The sequence below is a fragment of the Anaerobacillus sp. CMMVII genome (assembly GCF_025377685.1).
In the GTDB taxonomy this organism is placed as follows: domain Bacteria; phylum Bacillota; class Bacilli; order Bacillales; family Anaerobacillaceae; genus Anaerobacillus.
Genome location: NZ_JACEHK010000001.1, coordinates 489,701 through 507,182, shown reverse-complemented (window position 1 = coordinate 507,182; position 17,482 = coordinate 489,701). Strand labels below are relative to the sequence as shown.

At 37.4% G+C, this 17,482-nt stretch carries 26 protein-coding genes; 5 read left to right on the top strand and 21 right to left on the bottom strand.

All coding sequences use genetic code 11. The features are described from left to right. Positions 1-102: 102 nt before the first annotated feature. A complete protein-coding gene (hutP, locus tag H1D32_RS02800; protein ID WP_261176640.1) occupies positions 103-552 on the bottom strand; it encodes a histidine utilization transcription antiterminator HutP in 450 nt (149 codons plus the stop codon). A 204-nt stretch (positions 553-756) separates the two neighbouring features. Next, entirely contained in the window at positions 757-2,160 is a 1,404-nt protein-coding gene (locus H1D32_RS02795; protein WP_261176639.1) for a Na+/H+ antiporter NhaC family protein, read from the bottom strand. A gap of 140 nt (positions 2,161-2,300) precedes the next feature. Here H1D32_RS02795 and H1D32_RS02790 point away from each other — a divergent pair, with 140 nt between their 5' ends. Then, on the top strand, positions 2,301-3,257 hold the full coding sequence (locus tag H1D32_RS02790; protein ID WP_261176638.1) for an arsenic resistance protein: 957 nt from the start codon (positions 2,301-2,303) through the stop codon (positions 3,255-3,257). Between the two features lie 49 nt (positions 3,258-3,306). Here H1D32_RS02790 and H1D32_RS02785 read toward each other — a convergent pair whose 3' ends face one another. From H1D32_RS02785 to H1D32_RS02770, 4 genes are all read right to left on the bottom strand, one after another. Next, the gene (locus tag H1D32_RS02785) at positions 3,307-4,506 is read right to left on the bottom strand and encodes a hypothetical protein (protein ID WP_261176637.1); all 1,200 of its coding nucleotides are present in this window, start codon (positions 4,504-4,506) and stop codon (positions 3,307-3,309) included. After that, on the bottom strand, positions 4,506-4,964 hold the full coding sequence (locus H1D32_RS02780) for an RNA polymerase sigma factor (protein WP_261176914.1): 459 nt from the start codon (positions 4,962-4,964) through the stop codon (positions 4,506-4,508). The genes H1D32_RS02785 and H1D32_RS02780 overlap by 1 nt, the downstream gene beginning before the upstream one ends. Before the next feature lie 203 nt (positions 4,965-5,167). Next, a complete protein-coding gene (locus H1D32_RS02775; protein WP_261176636.1) occupies positions 5,168-5,284 on the bottom strand; it encodes a DUF6254 family protein in 117 nt (38 codons plus the stop codon). A 1-nt stretch (position 5,285) separates the two neighbouring features. Beyond that, complete coding sequence (locus tag H1D32_RS02770) at positions 5,286-5,477, bottom strand: hypothetical protein (protein ID WP_261176635.1); 192 nt, start codon at positions 5,475-5,477, stop codon at positions 5,286-5,288. Positions 5,478-5,584: 107 nt separating this feature from the next. Between H1D32_RS02770 and H1D32_RS02765 the strand changes: the two genes are divergently transcribed. Further along, complete coding sequence (locus tag H1D32_RS02765; protein WP_261176634.1) at positions 5,585-6,838, top strand: erythromycin esterase family protein; 1,254 nt, start codon at positions 5,585-5,587, stop codon at positions 6,836-6,838. Positions 6,839-6,899: 61 nt separating this feature from the next. Here the strand turns inward: H1D32_RS02765 and H1D32_RS02760 are convergent, their stop codons facing one another. The 4 genes from H1D32_RS02760 to H1D32_RS02745 form a co-directional block, all read right to left on the bottom strand. Further along, positions 6,900-7,400, bottom strand: coding sequence for a hypothetical protein (locus H1D32_RS02760; RefSeq protein WP_396126141.1), 501 nt, complete (start codon positions 7,398-7,400; stop codon positions 6,900-6,902). Between the two features lie 156 nt (positions 7,401-7,556). Then, complete coding sequence (locus H1D32_RS02755) at positions 7,557-7,862, bottom strand: hypothetical protein (protein ID WP_261176632.1); 306 nt, start codon at positions 7,860-7,862, stop codon at positions 7,557-7,559. Between the two features lie 148 nt (positions 7,863-8,010). Further along, complete coding sequence (locus H1D32_RS02750; protein WP_261176631.1) at positions 8,011-8,355, bottom strand: hypothetical protein; 345 nt, start codon at positions 8,353-8,355, stop codon at positions 8,011-8,013. Beyond that, positions 8,352-8,669 (bottom strand): DUF3784 domain-containing protein, encoded by a 318-nt coding sequence (locus tag H1D32_RS02745; protein WP_261176630.1) that lies wholly within the window; start codon positions 8,667-8,669, stop codon positions 8,352-8,354. Before H1D32_RS02745 ends, H1D32_RS02750 begins: the two co-directional genes overlap by 4 nt. Positions 8,670-8,787: 118 nt before the next feature. Between H1D32_RS02745 and H1D32_RS02740 the strand changes: the two genes are divergently transcribed. Further along, positions 8,788-9,510, top strand: a complete 723-nt coding sequence (locus H1D32_RS02740) for a DUF421 domain-containing protein (protein WP_261176629.1) — start codon at positions 8,788-8,790, stop codon at positions 9,508-9,510. A 19-nt stretch (positions 9,511-9,529) separates the two neighbouring features. On the opposite strand, the gene H1D32_RS02735 is transcribed toward H1D32_RS02740, so the two are convergent. The 8 genes from H1D32_RS02735 to H1D32_RS02700 form a co-directional block, all read right to left on the bottom strand. After that, the gene (locus H1D32_RS02735; protein WP_261176628.1) at positions 9,530-9,925 is read right to left on the bottom strand and encodes a hypothetical protein; all 396 of its coding nucleotides are present in this window, start codon (positions 9,923-9,925) and stop codon (positions 9,530-9,532) included. Between the two features lie 150 nt (positions 9,926-10,075). Continuing rightward, complete coding sequence (locus H1D32_RS02730; RefSeq protein ID WP_261176627.1) at positions 10,076-10,522, bottom strand: hypothetical protein; 447 nt, start codon at positions 10,520-10,522, stop codon at positions 10,076-10,078. A gap of 107 nt (positions 10,523-10,629) precedes the next feature. After that, on the bottom strand, positions 10,630-11,694 hold the full coding sequence (gene rlmN, locus H1D32_RS02725) for a dual-specificity RNA methyltransferase RlmN (protein ID WP_261176626.1): 1,065 nt from the start codon (positions 11,692-11,694) through the stop codon (positions 10,630-10,632). 177 nt (positions 11,695-11,871) lie between these two features. After that, entirely contained in the window at positions 11,872-12,360 is a 489-nt protein-coding gene (locus tag H1D32_RS02720; RefSeq protein ID WP_261176625.1) for a hypothetical protein, read from the bottom strand. Between the two features lie 179 nt (positions 12,361-12,539). Then, positions 12,540-13,520, bottom strand: a complete 981-nt coding sequence (locus tag H1D32_RS02715) for a CAP domain-containing protein (protein ID WP_261176624.1) — start codon at positions 13,518-13,520, stop codon at positions 12,540-12,542. Positions 13,521-13,738: 218 nt separating this feature from the next. Further along, the gene (locus tag H1D32_RS02710) at positions 13,739-13,888 is read right to left on the bottom strand and encodes a hypothetical protein (protein WP_261176623.1); all 150 of its coding nucleotides are present in this window, start codon (positions 13,886-13,888) and stop codon (positions 13,739-13,741) included. A gap of 23 nt (positions 13,889-13,911) precedes the next feature. After that, entirely contained in the window at positions 13,912-14,271 is a 360-nt protein-coding gene (locus H1D32_RS02705) for a hypothetical protein (RefSeq protein WP_261176622.1), read from the bottom strand. Next, positions 14,268-14,834, bottom strand: a complete 567-nt coding sequence (locus H1D32_RS02700) for a GNAT family N-acetyltransferase (RefSeq protein WP_261176621.1) — start codon at positions 14,832-14,834, stop codon at positions 14,268-14,270. The genes H1D32_RS02705 and H1D32_RS02700 overlap by 4 nt, the downstream gene beginning before the upstream one ends. A 529-nt stretch (positions 14,835-15,363) precedes the next feature. On the opposite strand from H1D32_RS02700, the gene H1D32_RS25250 reads away from it, so the two are divergent. After that, complete coding sequence (locus tag H1D32_RS25250; RefSeq protein WP_396126129.1) at positions 15,364-15,795, top strand: BC1872 family protein; 432 nt, start codon at positions 15,364-15,366, stop codon at positions 15,793-15,795. Here H1D32_RS25250 and H1D32_RS02690 read toward each other — a convergent pair. The 3 genes from H1D32_RS02690 to H1D32_RS02680 all read right to left on the bottom strand — a co-directional run bounded on the left by H1D32_RS02690 (position 15,724) and on the right by H1D32_RS02680 (position 17,082). Next, positions 15,724-16,329, bottom strand: a complete 606-nt coding sequence (locus H1D32_RS02690) for a zf-HC2 domain-containing protein (protein ID WP_261176620.1) — start codon at positions 16,327-16,329, stop codon at positions 15,724-15,726. The two genes, H1D32_RS25250 and H1D32_RS02690, sit on opposite strands and share 72 nt — an antisense overlap. Beyond that, positions 16,322-16,810, bottom strand: coding sequence for an RNA polymerase sigma factor (locus H1D32_RS02685; RefSeq protein ID WP_261176619.1), 489 nt, complete (start codon positions 16,808-16,810; stop codon positions 16,322-16,324). Before H1D32_RS02685 ends, H1D32_RS02690 begins: the two co-directional genes overlap by 8 nt. A 62-nt stretch (positions 16,811-16,872) precedes the next feature. Continuing rightward, positions 16,873-17,082, bottom strand: coding sequence for a hypothetical protein (locus tag H1D32_RS02680; protein WP_261176618.1), 210 nt, complete (start codon positions 17,080-17,082; stop codon positions 16,873-16,875). A 191-nt stretch (positions 17,083-17,273) separates the two neighbouring features. Between H1D32_RS02680 and H1D32_RS02675 the strand changes: the two genes are divergently transcribed. Beyond that, positions 17,274-17,480 carry a hypothetical protein gene (locus H1D32_RS02675; RefSeq protein WP_261176617.1) on the top strand — a complete coding sequence of 69 codons (207 nt, stop codon included), beginning with the start codon at positions 17,274-17,276 and terminating at the stop codon, positions 17,478-17,480. Positions 17,481-17,482 lie beyond the last annotated feature (2 nt).

The window sequence follows — 17,482 nt, the reverse complement described above, 5'->3', positions numbered from 1 at the left end:
AAACTAAAGTCACAATAGAAAAGGGACTATATCAAGGAAATCACGCTGATTTCACTGATATAGCCCCCTAAATAACTAATTTACTATGGGCAAATATATAATTTAGATATGGTTGATTCCTAAACCAACCGTTTCATGCTCCGAGCCTTTTACTGGTGCGCCAATTGTGCCGTAAAGGCATACTGCAAGCCAGTCACCTTCATCCTCATTTTCATAAGGATTACCTCGTAAAATTGAGAAGCTTAGCCCTACGGTTCGTAACACAGAGCCAATTTGAACCTGTCCCCTCGTAACTCCGCTTAACGCTTCCATAATTGCATGGTACAAGGCATGTGATTCACGGTATACATCTGTTTTAATGACGCCATTTTTCTTCGCAGCTGTTTCAATTGCAGCGACAACCTTGTGCGCTTCCATTGAACCAACCTTTCCAGTACAGCCTTTCCAGCCTAACTCACTAATAAACTTCTGCTGCTCCGCTTGGTCCTGGTCACTAAGTAAAAGTAACATAGCTAATCTGCCAATACGTCGGTCTTTACTAAATGATGTCATATCGTAACAACTCTCTCATTTGTCTAAAGTGTCTAAAGTCTAAAAAACTAGTAACTTTAACATTAATTGTAAGCGTTTCATAATGTAAAGTCAATTGAATATTCGTACTATTTTAAGTTTGATTCATTCCTACAATTCAACATAGAAGATAAAAACCCCCGTCTTAAAAAGAAGCGAGGGTCCTTACGTTTCCAAATTTGAGATCTATAACAAAAACGAGGCACCTGTATATAAAAGAACGGTTATGCCTGCTGCAATCAGGGCCGGTTTCAATTTAAAGCGAGCATAGTCCATGACAGAAAGGCCTAAAATCTTCGCAATCGTATTGGTATCATCACTTAAAGGAGAGGCAAAGGCTCCAAACGAACCACTCGCAAAAACAGCACCAATAATCAATGGCAGTGAGACATCACCAGCAATCGAAAGTGACACCCCTAACGGCATTAGAATACCCCACGTTCCCCAAGCCGATCCGATGAAATATGAAATTAAAGCCCCAAAGGCAAACATTAGTGGCGTGATAAAGTTAGCAGGAATCCAGTTTGTATGTGCTGTAACAAAGCCAGTAAAGCCTAAGTCATCCGTGACTGAGGACAATCCCCACACCACTGATAATAAGACAATGACGGACATTAAATCATTCCCACCAGAGATAAAGCTATTGATGATCCCTGATAAAGTAAACCGCTGAAAAAGAAAAAAGGCGATTGAGACAAAAACGGTAATTAACAAGGCAACAACCATTGCTTGCAACACATTTGCATTAATAAACGCATCAAAAAAAGAATAGCCTTGTAATGCTCCATCCCACCAAGTTAAAAATAACGTTAAGCTGATCACAAGTATAATTGGCACAATTAAGTTCCAAGGTTTTGTCGGCAAGTCTTTGGAAACAGCTGGGTGACATTCATGCCAATCCTCTTCTTCCTTCTCCTCCTCAATTTCAGTGGGGGCATCGGTGTGTGAAGGGTGAAAGAAACTCAGGTAAATACCTACAATAATGATCGTAATGGCAAAAAAGTTGTAGGGGATACTCTGAATAAATAAAGAGTACGGTTCAATCTCGCCCCCGACGTTTTCAACTGAAATTTGAATGACAGAAACCATATATCCGACAAACGCTGTTGCAACTGGAATTAAGACAATCAGCGGTGTTGCCGTAGATTCAATGACAAATCCAAGTTCTTTTGTTGACATCTTCACTTTCTTTAATAATGCTTTCATGATCGGGGTAATCGTGACAAAACGAAATGTTGGCGCTATAAATGTTCCAAGTGTAGAGATATATGTAATAGCGAGCGCCTGTTTTTTTGTTGTGATTTTTTCAGCGGCTTTTTCGACAAAGCCCTTAATTCCTCCTGTCACTTTAATCATGCCAACAAGACCGGCAAATGAATATAGAAATACCACAATCTTAATATTATTCTCGTCAATTAGTGCTTGAACAACATAAAATAGAAATGTCTGCATCCCCCCAAGCAACGAAGGTGAGATTAAGTAACAACCCACCATCAATCCAGCGATTAGACCTGGTAGCACCTCTTTTGTAAAAATAGCAATTGGAATCACGACTAAAAACGGCAGTATCGATAACCAACTTGCATCCAATCAAATCACCTACTTTACACATGATTACATTAGGTTGTGATATAAGAGTGATTTTATGTAAGAACATTTGACATCTTTACAAATTAACTATGGTAAAATTACGGTTGAAAAAACTAAACCGATTGGTGTGAATACCTCTAATGAATGTTCTTGAAAAACTTTATACTGGTATTATTTTTCTAGCAGTCGTTCTTGGCATAGTTTTAGGACAATCTCAAACAATTCAATCGAATGCAGAAAGTTTTATTTTCCCTTTATTAGTTGCTATGCTGTATATTTCATTCTTGCAAGTTCCCATTGAAGACGTAAAAAAGGCGTTTAAGAACATTCGGTTTACTTCAATTTCTGTCTTTATAAACTTTATTTGGACTCCTATTTTTGCTTGGTTACTAGCTTTATTATTTTTGGGTGACAATCCCGTATTATATCTTGGTTTTATTATGCTAATGGTTACACCATGTACAGATTGGTACATAATCTTTACTGGAATGGCTAAAGGAAATGTGGGATTATCAACGGCAATCTTGCCAATTAATCTACTTTTGCAGGTTGTGTTATTACCTATTTACTTACTCATTTTTGGGGGAACCACCGGGGTTATTGAGTTTAAGCCTTTGTTAGAAAGCATTTTATTCGTTTTATGTATACCATTATTTCTAGCACTTATTACAAAGGTCACTTTAAAAAATAGACAACAACTTCGAAACAATATCATAACTAAAATAAGTGTATTACCAATACTCTTCTTAAGTCTTGCAATCGTTGCAATGTTCGCCTCTCAAGGACAGCTACTGCTGGAAAACTTAGATTTAATGTGGAAATTAACTATTCCTATCCTCATATTTTTTTCGGTTAATTTTATCTTCACTCAAAAAGTGGCTCAGAAGTTAAATTTCCCGTATCAAGATGGCGCAAGCCTAAGCTTAACGACGTTAGCTCGCAATTCACCAATTGCTTTAGCCATTGCTTTGACCGCTTTTCCAGATCTACCATTACTCGCTTTAACTCTTGTGATTGGGCCGTTGTTAGAATTACCTCTTCTTGCTATCATCACTCAGTTTCTATTGTTTAAACGAAAAGGATATTTGGCAAGCTAGCCTCTATTTCCAGAAAGACTCAGGCAACCGGCCTGAGTCTCTTCAACAATTATAACGACAATTCCCCAACATTATTGAGTGTAGCGCTAGTCTCATTCGAAAATGCTTCGCCGATCCTACCAGTACAAACCCTTATCATGTTTTGCAAACTACCTTTTACCTTCTTTTCTGAGACGATGACTTCACCAAGGACGTCTAGGGTCGCCACTTTCTCAAACAGAACTTCCTCTGTTACATCCTGATCTAAAGTAAGTTGTCCTTTTACAATAAAATTGGTTGGTGTTTTTAATGCTAGGAACTGATCATTTGACCAAACTTCTTCTCCTTCGATCATGACAAAGTTAGTCTCATAAGACAAAACCTCTGCTTCTACGTTTGTTAATTCATAAACTAAGTCTTCTAGTTGCTCATGACAGATGATTACAGATTTTGTATTAATTCCAGCAAAAGCATTCGTCAACATCTCTCTTGTAACATCAGCTTCAATGATGACTGGTTTTTTCGTAAATACGTTTTTATTCGTAAACCGGCGAATGGACCGAGCATTTAAACGAGGTAATTTTTTTATATAGTCAAAGCCTGCGGGAATAACTTCCTTACGACAACTTGTAAAAGAGGCAACTTTTTTATATAAAGTGGCTTCTTGCTCTTGATGAAGGAAAGCAATCCCATTCACTTCAAGCTTGCTAATCTTTTCTGTAAACAAGGCTAAATCCAACTCTTTTTCTAATTCAACAATGCCATTCACGACTAATGTTAGCGGCTCCTCAATTGATTCTAAAAAGGAGTTTGAGACTGTGAAAATTCCATTTTCAAAGCGCGGCGGTGCATCTTGATACGTAGTCACATTTCCTGAACCATTTTTTAAGAGACGATTAATCGAACTTGCTAGGTGATCTGGAGCATAGATCTTTCCATTCACAATAAGCTGAAGTTGCTCCTTTTTGAGCTGATCTTCGCGAACGTCTTTGTCGATAATCACATTTCCGTTGACCATTAGGTGAACAGGCCCTGTTATCCCTTCTAGGTATGCCCCATTAACATGTAAGACACCGTTCAATACCTGAAATCCTTCTGGTATTTCAACACTTGATCCAATATTGCCTATGTTTAATGCCGAAAGAAGAGGAGCTGTCTCTTTTTTGTAAAAGACGATACCTACATTTTCAATTCGTTCAATTCCTTGAATACTTTCTGCCGTCGCATTTGTTAAATTTAATACCCCTACATTACCGATACGTTGATTCATTATTTTTCCTCCTCTAGGATTACTCTTAATCTTTTGATAGCCATGTGTAGCTTATAACGGATGGTTGAGGCTGGAACCCCAAATTGTTTACTCATTTCCTGACTAGACAGCCCGAGCCAATATCGTTTAAAAATGAGATCACTTAATTCCTGTGGTAGGTTCGATAAAAGCTCCGTCATTTCAAGGTGGTTAATAGCAAGGCCTTGCATTGGAAAATCTAGGTCGTCCTCCCACTCGGTTAACCGCCTATCCTTTCTCCGCTCATCAATGAGTTGGTTCTTCATAACACGAAAAAACCAGGCGCGCTGCTTATAATCCGCTAAGTTTAAAAGCTTTTCTTCCTTTAATGCTTTTACCAAAGCGTCTTGAACAAGATCATACGCCTCCTGTTCATGTCTTGCGATTGATTTCGCAAAACGGTGAAGATCATCTTTCAGCTTCTCGTATAAATCACTCACTTCCAACGTAACCAACTCACTTTTTTACTTTTATTTTAGTTATTATCCTAAGTGTCCACAATGGCCATTCTCATCTAGATAACGGATGAGAGAGGCAAAGTGTTGGGGGAAAAATAATTTTTTTAATAATATTTTTCAATAGCCTAAAAGATCTATATCTCTAACCAATAAAAGAACCTACCGGTGTCGGTAGGCTACGCTTACTATTCTTTTTTCGCCTCATTAGCCAAACGTTTGAATGACTTTACTTTACCATGAGGGTTTTGAGCTTCTTTACGCGCTCGGAATTGTCGGTCTTCTTGCGATTTTGACTGTGTCATACTATCCCACCTTACTTTGGTGTTTTTTTATATCTGAATCGTATTTTGCCGAAAAGCTTTTTAAAATATTCAAGCCTCGAAACCAACTTTTGTCATCTTTTCGATAATGCCGACTTAGCTGATATTGTCTTGCTTCCTCCTGTAACTCAATCATTCGTTGTTTCATGCTATATTCTTCAAACGGATACATCATTCATTCCCCCGTCATTAGTAGTTATTTCACTAAGATAACGAATGACAAACGAAAAGTGTTGGAGAAATTTCTTTCGTTACGTTCATACTAATAACGAGGTGAGTCAGATGATTAAAACCGATCACATGTTAGACCATATCGCTAAGCATTCTGTCCGTTTTACAGAGTCAGCAGAACTACATCCATTAATTCAAGCAGCGAGTCATGCTAAATACGTTTTATTGGGAGAAGCCAGCCATGGTACCTCTGAGTTTTACACATTTCGTGCTGATCTGACGAAAACGTTAATTAAAGAGCACGGCTATTCCTTCGTCGCTGTTGAAGGCGATTGGCCTGCTTGTTACGAAGTAAATCGCTATATTAAAGGGTTAGCACCTGAATATTCAAGTGCTCAAGATGTTTTACAAAATTCATTTAATCGGTGGCCTTCGTGGATGTGGGCTAACCATGAAATGGTTGAGTTAATTGATTGGTTGTACGAGTACAACCAGTCGCGTGAGCAGAAGATAGGCTTTTACGGACTCGATGTCTATAGCCTTTGGGAATCGATGGAGGCAATCGTTCAATATCTTGAAAAAATTAAGTCTCCTGATCTAGCTAAGGCACTGAATGCGATTGAATGCTTTGAGCCCTTTCACCGTAAACCAGAACAATACGGAATTTCAGCAGCGTTTTACGGTGAGGATTGTATGAGTGAAATTATGGAACTTTTACAAACAATTCAGCAAAACAAAAAGACCTACGAAGACGACCCAGAGGCATTACTTAGCTTAAAATTAAATGCAATTGCCGCAAGTAATGCTGAGCATTATTACCATACAATGGTGACAAATGATCATGAATCATGGAACATTCGTGATCGCCATATGGCAGAGGCACTTCACCATATCGGCAACTACTATGGTCAAAAAGCCAAAGGCATCATTTGGGAACATAACACCCATATAGGAGATGCTAGAGCTACAGATATGGCGAGCGAAGGAATGATCAATGTCGGACAAATAACACGTGAACAGTACGGGCAGGAAAATATCTTTGCAATTGGTTTTGGTACTCATCATGGGACAGTCATTGCCGGAACTAAATGGGGTGCTAAAGCTGAAGTTATGACAGTGCCAACGGCTGCAGCCGGAAGCTGGGAGGATATTCTTCATAAAGCTGGAGCATTTTCAAAATATATGATTTTTACGAAAGAAAACCAGAAGCATTTTCGGGAGATTATCGGCCATCGCGCCATCGGTGTCGTCTATCACCCCGGATATGAACACCATGGAAACTATGTTCCTTCACGAATCTCCGACCGCTATGATGCGTTTATTCATATAGAAGAAACAAAAGCATTAACACCATTCAACCTTTAACTTAGAAAAAAGGTGAACAACAGGCATTGCCTTTGTTTCACCTTTTTTTGTACTTAAGAATTTATTCATAATATCCGTTCGATGCCGGTAGCTCTTTATATTCAGCTTTTTCGGTTAAAAGGTTATGGATATAGTCTTCAAGCCTTAGTAAGTTCAGGACATCCCTTGGATACTCACAATAATCCTTGTAAAATATCTTCTTGGATTCTCCATTCATTTCAATTGTCCAACTAGAGTAAGACTCTGGGGTAACTCCACATTCCTTCTCCTTTTCTAAATCGAGGTTTCCCATAATATTGATACTGACCATTCTCTCATAAATAGCTTTCATTTCTTCCACTGTAAAAGCTATGTTCGCTTCTACCGTTCCATCAATGACCAGATCCTTTACAATGATCTGGTTAAACGTATCGATTTTTTGTTTTCCATAAGTACCATATTCCAACGAAAAATTAAAATCCGTTGGTACTTTAGTATGGACTTCATCAGATGGTTTTTGTAAGCAGCCTACCATACCTATGAGTACTAATGAAACCAGACATATCGTAACAAGCCTTTTCATGATCAAAATAAGTCCCCCCTCACTACGAAAAGACGATAAAATGTTACATTTAGTTTCACGCTGTTTTTACGAAAGCTTCTAGCGTGCAAATTAGGGGCACCATTTGTACTTAAAGCCCTAAACAAAAAAAGCACGAAAAGGAATCGCGCTTTTGGTTCAACTTTCTTTTTCTTTGATCTTTTCACGGATGGCTTCTAATTCTTCTAAGCTTAAATCTCCTAATGCATTCTTGATTTCTTCCTCAATTTGTTGACGATTACTTTCTCGATAGTTATCCCACCACTCTTGTAACCCTTCCGTATTTTTCAGGAGATATTCGATATCGATTTCTTCTACGTCATCATCTGATAAGTAATTTAAGACCGCAGCCAACCAACCATTTAATTTCCCAACCTCACCGGCGTTCGTCTCTTCAACATTTGGATCGGGATCCTCGGTAATTGACGCTATTTTTCGTGGCATACATACCCTCTCCTTTCATCAATTATGTAAGTTAGTATGACCAGATTCAATAAAAAATCACATGAGATGTTCCCATGTGACTTTGCTTACCTTAACGCTTCTTTGGCAGATTCATACCATAATAATGTTTCTTCTTGCTGCTTTGAGTTTATAAATAAGTAATCTTCTCCTTTTTCAATGTAGATAAAAGGGGGATTGTCTCTGTAAATAAAAGTCTGCCGTTACCAAGCTCCTCTAGTCGAAAGCGTCCTTTCAACCGACCTCCAAAGGAATAACCGTTAGTTCGCATCTTTATCTCTGGTAACTCTTCAACTAGTTCGATGTTTGTAATTTCTTCAAGTTGCCAATCGACGCCATATGTACCACTAATGTGCAATTCATCTTTTGAAATCGTTAAAACATTTGATGATTGACCAACATAAAACGCCCCACCAATAATTGCGAATGTAAAAACGATAGTCCCCATTAACATAAGAAAGTTACGCTTTCTCACTTTTTTGCTTCAAGTTTATTGATAGACAGCAAGTATCCAAATAAATAAACGAGCATGACAGCCCATGATAGTTCAATCACAAACGGCACTTTAAATAATGCTAATAGTAGCCCAATCAGCAAAATGTACCCGGAATTTAATAATCCCTTAGCACTAGCCTGTGGATAGCCATTGTTAATCAATTCCTGCTGTTCTTCTTCACTTTTCATCGCAAATCCTGAAATTAATCCATACATTTCTTTTTTTAAAATTAACCAGCCAAACAATAAAAACATAGCTATAGTTAAAAGCTGAACCATTACTAATACAACCATTTTCTTCACCTCTTAATACTATTATACAAATTCACAAGAAATAGGCACCAATTTATTCATGTTCTCTTTGTGTAATGGGAAAAATAAGCTCATTGTTGAATAAAGGAGCGTACTAACTTTGGAAACCATAAAGGAGATACTACTTATTTTTGGAAGAATCATTACAATTATCCCATTATTATTGCTGATGACGATTTATATGGGAAAGCGTGCGATTGGTGAATTGCCGATCTTTGATTTCCTAATTATTGTAACACTTGGGGCTGTCGTCGGTGCTGACATTGCTGACCCTAGCATTCATCATTTCCCAACTGCTGTCGCTATCGTGTTAATTGGGCTTTTCCAAAGAGTTGTCGCAAACTTAAAAATTTCAAATCGAAAAATAGGTAGACTTATTACTTTTGAACCAACCGTCGTTGTTCAAAACGGCAAGTTTCTTGATGAAAATCTCAAAAAAATTCGCTTTTCAATTGATAATATTTTGCAAATGCTACGTGAAAAAGATGTCTTTGACCTTAACGAGGTTGAAACTGCCATTATTGAAGCCAATGGGGCGATTAGTGTCTTAAAAAAACCAAGTAAAAGTCCAGTAATTCGTGAAGATTTAAACATTGTCAAAACAAACTCCCAGATCACCTTTCCAGTTTTGGTTGAAGGAACCGTTTATACCAATGTCCTTCGCAACTTCAATCTAACTGAGGCATGGCTAAATCAAGAGCTTCAGAAAAAAGGAGTATACGATCAAAAAACTGTATTTTTCGCAGCGGTAAATCGTGATCTGCAATTGCATATTTCTCTAAAAAATGACCAAAACCTTAAAATACCACCAATACTACATTAACGCTAGGCATGAATTCAACCTAGCGTTGATTTGGCTCTAGAAAAACTAGTGCTATGATGAGTCCAAGTAGACTAATTGCAAGATAAAGAATAAAGTTTTCGATCCCTACTAATGAGCTCCCATATTCTTTAAAAGAGTACTTGAACACAACGATTTGACCTTCTAAATACAATCCCCGATGGAGGAAAAACAAGCCTATCAGATGAAACGGTAGGGCAAACATAAAGACTCGATTGCCTCGCGTGATCTTTAACCAGGCTAGGAGCATTGGAAAAACTAAGATAACAATCAGAATTCCAACTTTCATCAGTGTATCGGTGAGTAATAACTGTGAAAAGTCTAAAGGCATTACAAAAAAGAGATAAATGACAAGACTAAAAAGGATCGCCATTCCATATATCATTCGATTTTGCATACCGATGCACTCCTCTCTACTTTTTAGAAGAATAATAGTTCGTACTACAATATATGGACAATATTTTATTCTTGCTCCATAATTTGTCAGAAAATTCAATCTATATTCACACGCAAAAAAAAGCGCTTCTGATGAAACGCTGTTTAGAAGTTATCGAAGTCGATTAAAAAGCAGCTGACAGCCATAAATCGTTACCGAAAAGACCGAAAACATAGCAAATATATGCTTAGGTTTAAAGTTAACCAGTTTATAAAGACCTAAGCGTTGTAGGAGGTAATTTAACGGATAGGAAAATACTAGATCCATTATTAAATTAGCCAAAAGATAGCGTTTAAAATTTCCAAACGTAAAATGAAACACCCATAGGGTCCCGATAAAGAATGGGCCAAATACGAAACTGAAATCGTTAAATAAGGTCGATTTCCAACCACCTCTTACAATCCACCATTTGTTTTTTACAGCTGCTAAACACATGCAACAGACAAGTAGCGAAGTAAAGGCAGATACCGGTAAGTATTCACGGAAGGACTTTTTGGGAAGTACTGCAATTGAAAACCAAGGAACCGTGAGCATTAATAAGCGAATTACATTAGGCATTCGTTATCTATACCACCTTTTTATTCTTACTTTCCCCGGATTCGTAGTAGCTCATGTGTTAAATTTTTGTTAAGAACTGGTTTCACATTGGCTTTCCCTCTTGTAAATTAACGCTTGTTTTTCTTTATTTGTTTACTACGTAGCTGTCCACAAGCAGCATCAATATCTGTCCCATGTTCCTGTCGAATACTTGCGCTAATCGCCTTTTCACGTAGTATCGTATAGAAGGCAAAAACGTCTTCTTGAAGACTTCTTTGGTATTGATCATGTTCATCAACTGGATTATATGGAATTAGATTGATTGATATTTTTTTGTCATAGTCGCCAACTAGTTCAACTAGCTCACGGGCATGTTCTGGTTGATCATTAACACCCTGTAGCATAATATACTCCAACATGATACGTCGATTTGTTTTTTCGATATAATAATCCATTGCCTCCATTAGCTTTTCTAATGGAATTGCGCGATTGATTTTCATGATCTTAGTCCGTAGTTCGTTATTTGGAGCATGGAGCGAAATAGCTAGATGAACCTGCAAATTCAAATCAGCAAATTCATATATTTTCTCAGAAAGTCCGCTCGTTGAAACTGTAATATTTTTCGGTGCTATTTCAAGCCCTCTTTGGTCTTTAATTATCTGTAGAAAAGCAACCAAGTTTTCAAAGTTATCGAAAGGCTCTCCAATACCCATTACGACTACATGGGTTACTTCTTTTCCTAGGTCGTTCTCATCTAAATGATTTTGAACCATCATAATTTGCTCAACGATTTCAGCGGTCGATAAATCACGAGTTTTTGTCAGTAATCCGCTTGCACAAAAGCTGCATCCAATATTACAGCCAACCTGTGTCGTGACGCACACTGATAATCCATACCGCTGGCGCATTAAGACTGTCTCGATTAAGTTTCCATCTTGAAGCTTAAACAAAAACTTTGTTGTACCGTCCGATGCTTCTTGTTTGATATGCTCCATGAACGTTTTAATTGCAAAATGTTGATCAAGTAACGTGAGGCACTCTTGATTTACATCAGTCATATCGAAAAAGCTATTGACCCGTTTAACATATAGCCAATCCCATACCTGCAATGCTCGTCCTTTTTTGTGCCCATATTCTAACAGCCAGGCTGTTAATTGCTCTAATGTTAATCCATAAATGGATGGTTTATTCATTGGTTTTCCTCATTTCAGCTATGGGCGGTGCCTGTCACCACCCGGATTTTGTCGATTGAACAGATCATTCCTATTCTACTGAAAAGCGCTGAGACAAGCAAACGTTGTGCAGTCTATACACTTTAATATGCCATAAGTAAAACACACCTATCCCAGGGGCGGTGTGTTCTTCTCCTACTATCGCCTTTTCGAACTCTTATCATCCTTTAGGATATGGTCGACTTTTGTTTTCATTGATGAAATAACGGTATGCTTATAACGGACCGCTAAGATCAAGACTTTTAGTTGTTGCGTTCGGGACAGTTGTTGAAAGCGAGGCTCTTCTTTAAAAAAAGAACGAACGATCGACCAGCTTTTTGGAGCCATTGGAAAATCATCAAGAGGTTGCTTGTTACGGAAACGGTCAAAGAAGGCTTTAATTCCAGAGGAACTGCTGTTATCAATAATACAGGGAGCATAGATGTTTTTCGTCTGCTGCTTTAAGTATTCAAAACGGTCAGTTCCACTTAAAATGGTGTAGCTACCGTCTTTGCTGTTTTTTTTCACAACAATCAAATTCATACAATCCCACATCAAACGTTGCAGCTTTTTAATTTGACCTGTCACTTTTATCGAAGAATCGGGCTTGATCTTATTTAATGGAATATAATGCACAGTAAATCTCATTTACACCCTCTCCCTATTCAAAATTTGAATTGTAATCCACTATGGAATGTACTAGAGGAATGTGATTGAAGACTATCTTTATGATCATATTCAAGAGGTCTATTTAATATTCATCTCTTTTAGTACTATAAAAAAGAAAAAGGCGGCTCGAAAATTGAGCCACCAACATTTATTACTATTTATTTACGAATAAACATCTGTGTCCAGTAGTGCCCTTGTTCATTATACCCTACACCAATGTGCGTGAAATCAGCGCTTAAAATATTTTTACGATGACCTTCACTGTTCATCCACGACTGGACGACTTGTTCAGGAGTCTGTTGCCCTTTGGCAATATTTTCACCAGCAGAGTTATAAGAAACACCATGGTCTCTGATCATGTCGAAAGGCGAACCATGAGTAGGACTTGTGTGAGAAAAATAGTTATTTTGTTGCATATCATCTGATTTCACTTTCGCGACGCCACTTAATTGAGCATCAGCTTGGTAATCAGGTAATCCATTTTTTCTTCTTTCAGCATTTGTCAGTTCAATTACTTTTGCTGCTGCATCACTAATTCCTGCAGTAGGAGCTTGTTTCTGTTGTTGCTCGGCTGGAGCAGGTGTTGCTGCTTCTGGTTGCTGTTGCTCCGCTGGTGCTGGTGTTGGCGTTGCTTCTGGTCGCTGTTGCTCCGTTGGTGCTGGTGTCGCTGCTTCTGGTTGTTGCTCGGTTGGTTGTTGTTGTGCTGGAGCAGGTGTTGTTGCTTCCGGTTGCTGTCGGGCTGGTGCTGCACCTTGTGATGCTCTTTGTTTTGCCCAATCTGTAACCTTTCCAGCCCATTGCTTTGCTTGATTCGTACTACCATCAACGACGAATTTGTATTTTGCCTCTTGAATTTGAATCGCTTTCGTATGTGGGTATTGACTACTTGGGATATCCGTATTTGCATTTGAAATGTTACCATATGGATTTGCTTGGGCGTCCACCTGACTACGTCCCATTAGCTGTTCTTCCTCATTTATACGGTAATCATCAAAAGTTTGGGTTTGTCTATTGATATTACCAAAATCTCCAAGTGGTTGTACACTTCGAGTATCTAGCGCTTGTTGATTGCCGTTACACCCAATAATTGAAACTAATAATACACACAATATAAATAAACCAAGAAATTTTTGTTTCATGTCTATTGCTCCTTTTTTAAAGATGTTATTTTTCTTATAGTTTCTTCATTTAAATAAAAACTATTGGTGGAAAATAAAGAGATTTCGAAGCAGACTTACCAGGGCTTCTTCCTGAAAAAGGAATAAACAAACCGAAATAAACCACAGTTCTACCTTCTATGATTTAGATAAAGTTACTTAAAAAAACAAAAAAACGGGCTTAAGTAGCCCACCCGTTCTTATTCTAATGTGTATCCACGTAAAAAATCCTTCATTAATTCATTTGAAATCATGATCGCTTCTGTTCTGTTGGTTGAAGGAGCAGAAATTAAGAAACCGTTATTTCCTTCCCATGTCGAACCTCCATCAAATTGTTCGTGCTTTGTCATTGTCAGGGCACTTAGGTCATTATTTATAAGAGATCTCCAAAATAATAATTGCCTTCAATCGTAGCATCTGTGTTAACCCAATAGCTAATCATTCCGTTTCCGTAACTTTGAAATTCAATTTCCAAATTTCCCTCTGCATTTGGGTGGGGAATGACTTCACCATTTAGTTTTAGCGTTCCGGTGAATATCTTTTTTCCTAATAGCGTGTTTCGGATTTTTCCATTGACCTCTATAGTCACCGCTTCTTCCAACCCTCTATTTTCCGAACCTAATTGATACAAAATTCCTTCGAAGGTTTCATCATGGTGTTTCGGTAAAGTGTACCAGATTGTGATTATAACTGCTAAAGACGCTAAAAAAGCAACCAAAATGACTTTTTTCATATAACTATTTCCTTAACCAGATTGATCGTTTCACCTGAACCATAATCACCTTCGCCGTATAGAGCAATATCTTCCTCTGAATAATAATCTTCCATATTAAATACATCCATTTCTTTAAAGCCGCATTTTTTATAGGCTTTTATGGCATTCGAATTTTTTATCCATGGTCTAATGATAAATGTCGTAAGTTTGTAGTGAGTATGTATAAAATCGACAATCATGTTTAAGGCTTCTCTTCCATAGCCTTTGCCAAGATTTTTTGAGGAAGAAATCCAAATGTCTAACTCAGCAGCGCTTTTTTTTCCCTTACTTAATGAGTAACTAATAGATCCAATGGTTTCACCGTTGGCCTTAATGAGCAAATAATTCCCAACTTCACTTGGCACCCCAGAAAAATATGTGTCAGGTTCCCCTTCATTGAACTCCTCCCATGAAGGAGCTGGATGCTCGTCATTAAACATGAACTCTATTACCTCTTGTGAAACAAGCATATCAAAGACTAACTTTTTATCGTTTTGTTTAGCAAACTCCAATGATATCCTTTGACCACATAACATTTCCATCTTAAAACTCTCCTAACTCCGAAGGTTGTCTATCTAGCTAACATGAATAGAAAAAAATGACCCTCCTACCTTTTAATTTAACATATTTATCCATTTATTTAAACTTCTAAATAACAAGAAAAGCGCAAGCACCCATTTAGCCCCGACAAAAGCTACTGACCTCGTTCACAACGTGTGTTACTTCTAGAGTTACTACATGAAGCTTTGCCTCGAGGACCTACTGGACCACAGAGGCAGCATTTAATGAACAAGGTTATTTGACCTCGAGGGGCTGTGCGATGCTCCTGCGTCACTACGTTTACTCGTCGCAAAACCTGCAATGAAGTAACTTCATTGATGTGTCTTGGAGCTAGACATTTTTTAAGACGATATTTTATACATTATCTTTAAAAATAAAAGCCTAGAGAATTTATTCTCCAAACTTATTTCTTAAAAATTTGCGAAAACAGCCTTTTAAAAAAATATTATACAGAGTACTTCAAAGAAAATGGTAAAATAAAAAAATATAGAAAAGTAGGGGGACATAAATATGAACAAGATAGAAATAATTGCACGAAGATTATTAGGTTGGAAATTAAATAGTTCAGGTAATTGGTATGACTTTGAAAAAAATACACTAATTCATGTCTCTAAATTTCAACCTGATCAAAATCTTGAACAAGCAATGATCATTGTTGATAGCCTAAAGAGTTCGGAATTACCTATACAAAAAAAGGCGATACTGAGGTTTGCTTTAATGAGGTTTGTGCTACTGGCAATACTCTTGCAGAAGCCATTACAAATGCCGCCTACTCAATCGCTGAAAATAACCCGATCGCTGATGATTGGTTTTAAAAACCAAGACCCACACTCCTATGGAATGTGGGTTTTGTCATCTAAGCTATTTTTTCTATCGCTCCCAAATAAGCCTGATATCGCTTGGATTTTTCCCCTGAAGGTATATTTTATTAATACTCGCTAAGTCTAACTCGAGTAGTTCTCCTCGAAATTCATGGTTAATTACAAAACGTCCAGAAGAGTTTTCTTTACTCACTTGACGATACCTAGGAATTAAATATAGAGTTTCCACCCCATCATAGTTAATTTCGTATTCACCAGAATACCATAATGCGCTATGTGCGGTATCCCCTATAACTGTCAGTTGATTATTTTCGATAACAATTTCTTGGATAATGATAGAATTTGTATCAACCGGTCGCGGCTGATTCAGATACTCAAAAACAATAGCTGTTAGGATAACTGCTAGGATGAGCAGACTACTAATAGAGATTATTAAAATATTCTTTAACTTCTTAAATGGTTTTTTCGCTGTTAATCTTTCTACACGATCTTTTTCATTTGGGAATGAAACCTCTGTCTTCATTTGGTTAAGAACTTCCCTACATGCATCACAACTCTTATTATGTATTTCAATAAACTCTTTGCTCTCATTGCTACAAAGTCCATCAATATAGGATGGAAGTAAATCACGAACAATTCCACATTGATTACGCACGGTCATAACCCCCTTCTTGTAATTTCAATTTCGCTCGATAAAAAGTAACCCTTGCCCAGTTTTCATTTTTCTCTTGGATCTCACCAATCTCTCTGAAACTAAGATCACCTAAAGTTCTTAATAGGAAAACCTCTTTATAAGGGTCGTTAAGTAAGTGTATTTTACGGTACAAAGACATCTTATCCTCAGAACGGATCAATTCAGACTCTGGTGTCGTAAAAGAAATGGTTTCTTGTGAATTCCATTGTTGTTTCTTTTGCTTATGATCCTTTTCCAAATACTTATAATAGGAGTGCTTTGCAATTTGACACAACCAGACCGACATCTTACATTCACCGTTGTATCTTTCAATTGATTTCACCGCTTGAAAAAAGGTCTCTTGTGTTAGTTCCTCTGACAAGTCAGCATCATGACAGAGACACATTAAATACTTCAGTACATCATTCGCATATTGTTGATAAATCTCAGAAAGATCTCTCAAATTTCCCCCTCCTTTCGCCCTATATATCCGAAAAAAACAGGTTTCGTTACAAAAAATTAAAATTAAATGAACAATAGCCACCAGTTAATGGCGGCTAATTGATTATAGTTACGAGCTTTTTTCTTTTTAATCTTATTAATATGGAGTAGCAAATAAAAGTTAAAGAAAATAAAACTCAATAAAAGAGCATTAAATCCATACTCTAAGCTAACTTTACTGGCTGTAAACGTAACAATTGCGATGATAATAATAAAGACAATTCCATTGAACAATATTTCTTCCTCCAGTTACTATTGATCTTTTGTTTCATACAAGCCCACCATAGCTTAATTGATTCGTTAGCCTTTACATTCAACAAAGGTCTACGGTTTCCCTTCTATTAGTTTACTAGAGAATCCCCTCTAAAAAATAAGTTACATTCGTATAGATATTTGAAGACAATCCGTAAACTTAGGAGAAGAACATGAACTCAACTGTAATGTATTTCCGAAGACAATCATCTATAACTAGCGCAAGTCAAATACAAGCAAGTACTGACCAACGCCACAGGCTACAAGTACTAAACAACACTTGCCCTTCATCAAAAGCAGACAGCAAGCTGCAATTTGACGACTTACTTGCCGCTGCGTTAAATCGTAAAACAAACCTAATGAAAAAAAAGACAAGCTAGAT

Bases quoted from the DNA above. Each gene is read 5' to 3' on its own strand.
- hutP (WP_261176640.1), bottom strand. From the start codon at position 552: ATGACATCATTTAGTAAAGACCGACGTATTGGCAGATTAGCTATGTTA.
- H1D32_RS02790 (WP_261176638.1), top strand. From the start codon at position 2,301: ATGAATGTTCTTGAAAAACTTTATACTGGTATTATTTTTCTAGCAGTC.
- H1D32_RS02785 (WP_261176637.1), bottom strand. From the start codon at position 4,506: ATGAATCAACGTATCGGTAATGTAGGGGTATTAAATTTAACAAATGCG.
- H1D32_RS02775 (WP_261176636.1), bottom strand. From the start codon at position 5,284: ATGACACAGTCAAAATCGCAAGAAGACCGACAATTCCGAGCGCGTAAA.
- H1D32_RS02770 (WP_261176635.1), bottom strand. From the start codon at position 5,477: ATGATGTATCCGTTTGAAGAATATAGCATGAAACAACGAATGATTGAG.
- H1D32_RS02765 (WP_261176634.1), top strand. From the start codon at position 5,585: ATGATTAAAACCGATCACATGTTAGACCATATCGCTAAGCATTCTGTC.
- H1D32_RS02760 (WP_396126141.1), bottom strand. From the start codon at position 7,400: ATGAAAAGGCTTGTTACGATATGTCTGGTTTCATTAGTACTCATAGGT.
- H1D32_RS02755 (WP_261176632.1), bottom strand. From the start codon at position 7,862: ATGCCACGAAAAATAGCGTCAATTACCGAGGATCCCGATCCAAATGTT.
- H1D32_RS02745 (WP_261176630.1), bottom strand. From the start codon at position 8,669: ATGGTTGTATTAGTAATGGTTCAGCTTTTAACTATAGCTATGTTTTTA.
- H1D32_RS02735 (WP_261176628.1), bottom strand. From the start codon at position 9,925: ATGCAAAATCGAATGATATATGGAATGGCGATCCTTTTTAGTCTTGTC.
- H1D32_RS02730 (WP_261176627.1), bottom strand. From the start codon at position 10,522: ATGCCTAATGTAATTCGCTTATTAATGCTCACGGTTCCTTGGTTTTCA.
- rlmN (WP_261176626.1), bottom strand. From the start codon at position 11,694: ATGAATAAACCATCCATTTATGGATTAACATTAGAGCAATTAACAGCC.
- H1D32_RS02720 (WP_261176625.1), bottom strand. From the start codon at position 12,360: ATGAGATTTACTGTGCATTATATTCCATTAAATAAGATCAAGCCCGAT.
- H1D32_RS02715 (WP_261176624.1), bottom strand. From the start codon at position 13,520: ATGAAACAAAAATTTCTTGGTTTATTTATATTGTGTGTATTATTAGTT.
- H1D32_RS02710 (WP_261176623.1), bottom strand. From the start codon at position 13,888: ATGACAAAGCACGAACAATTTGATGGAGGTTCGACATGGGAAGGAAAT.
- H1D32_RS02705 (WP_261176622.1), bottom strand. From the start codon at position 14,271: ATGAAAAAAGTCATTTTGGTTGCTTTTTTAGCGTCTTTAGCAGTTATA.
- H1D32_RS02700 (WP_261176621.1), bottom strand. From the start codon at position 14,834: ATGGAAATGTTATGTGGTCAAAGGATATCATTGGAGTTTGCTAAACAA.
- H1D32_RS25250 (WP_396126129.1), top strand. From the start codon at position 15,364: ATGAACAAGATAGAAATAATTGCACGAAGATTATTAGGTTGGAAATTA.
- H1D32_RS02675 (WP_261176617.1), top strand. From the start codon at position 17,274: ATGAACTCAACTGTAATGTATTTCCGAAGACAATCATCTATAACTAGC.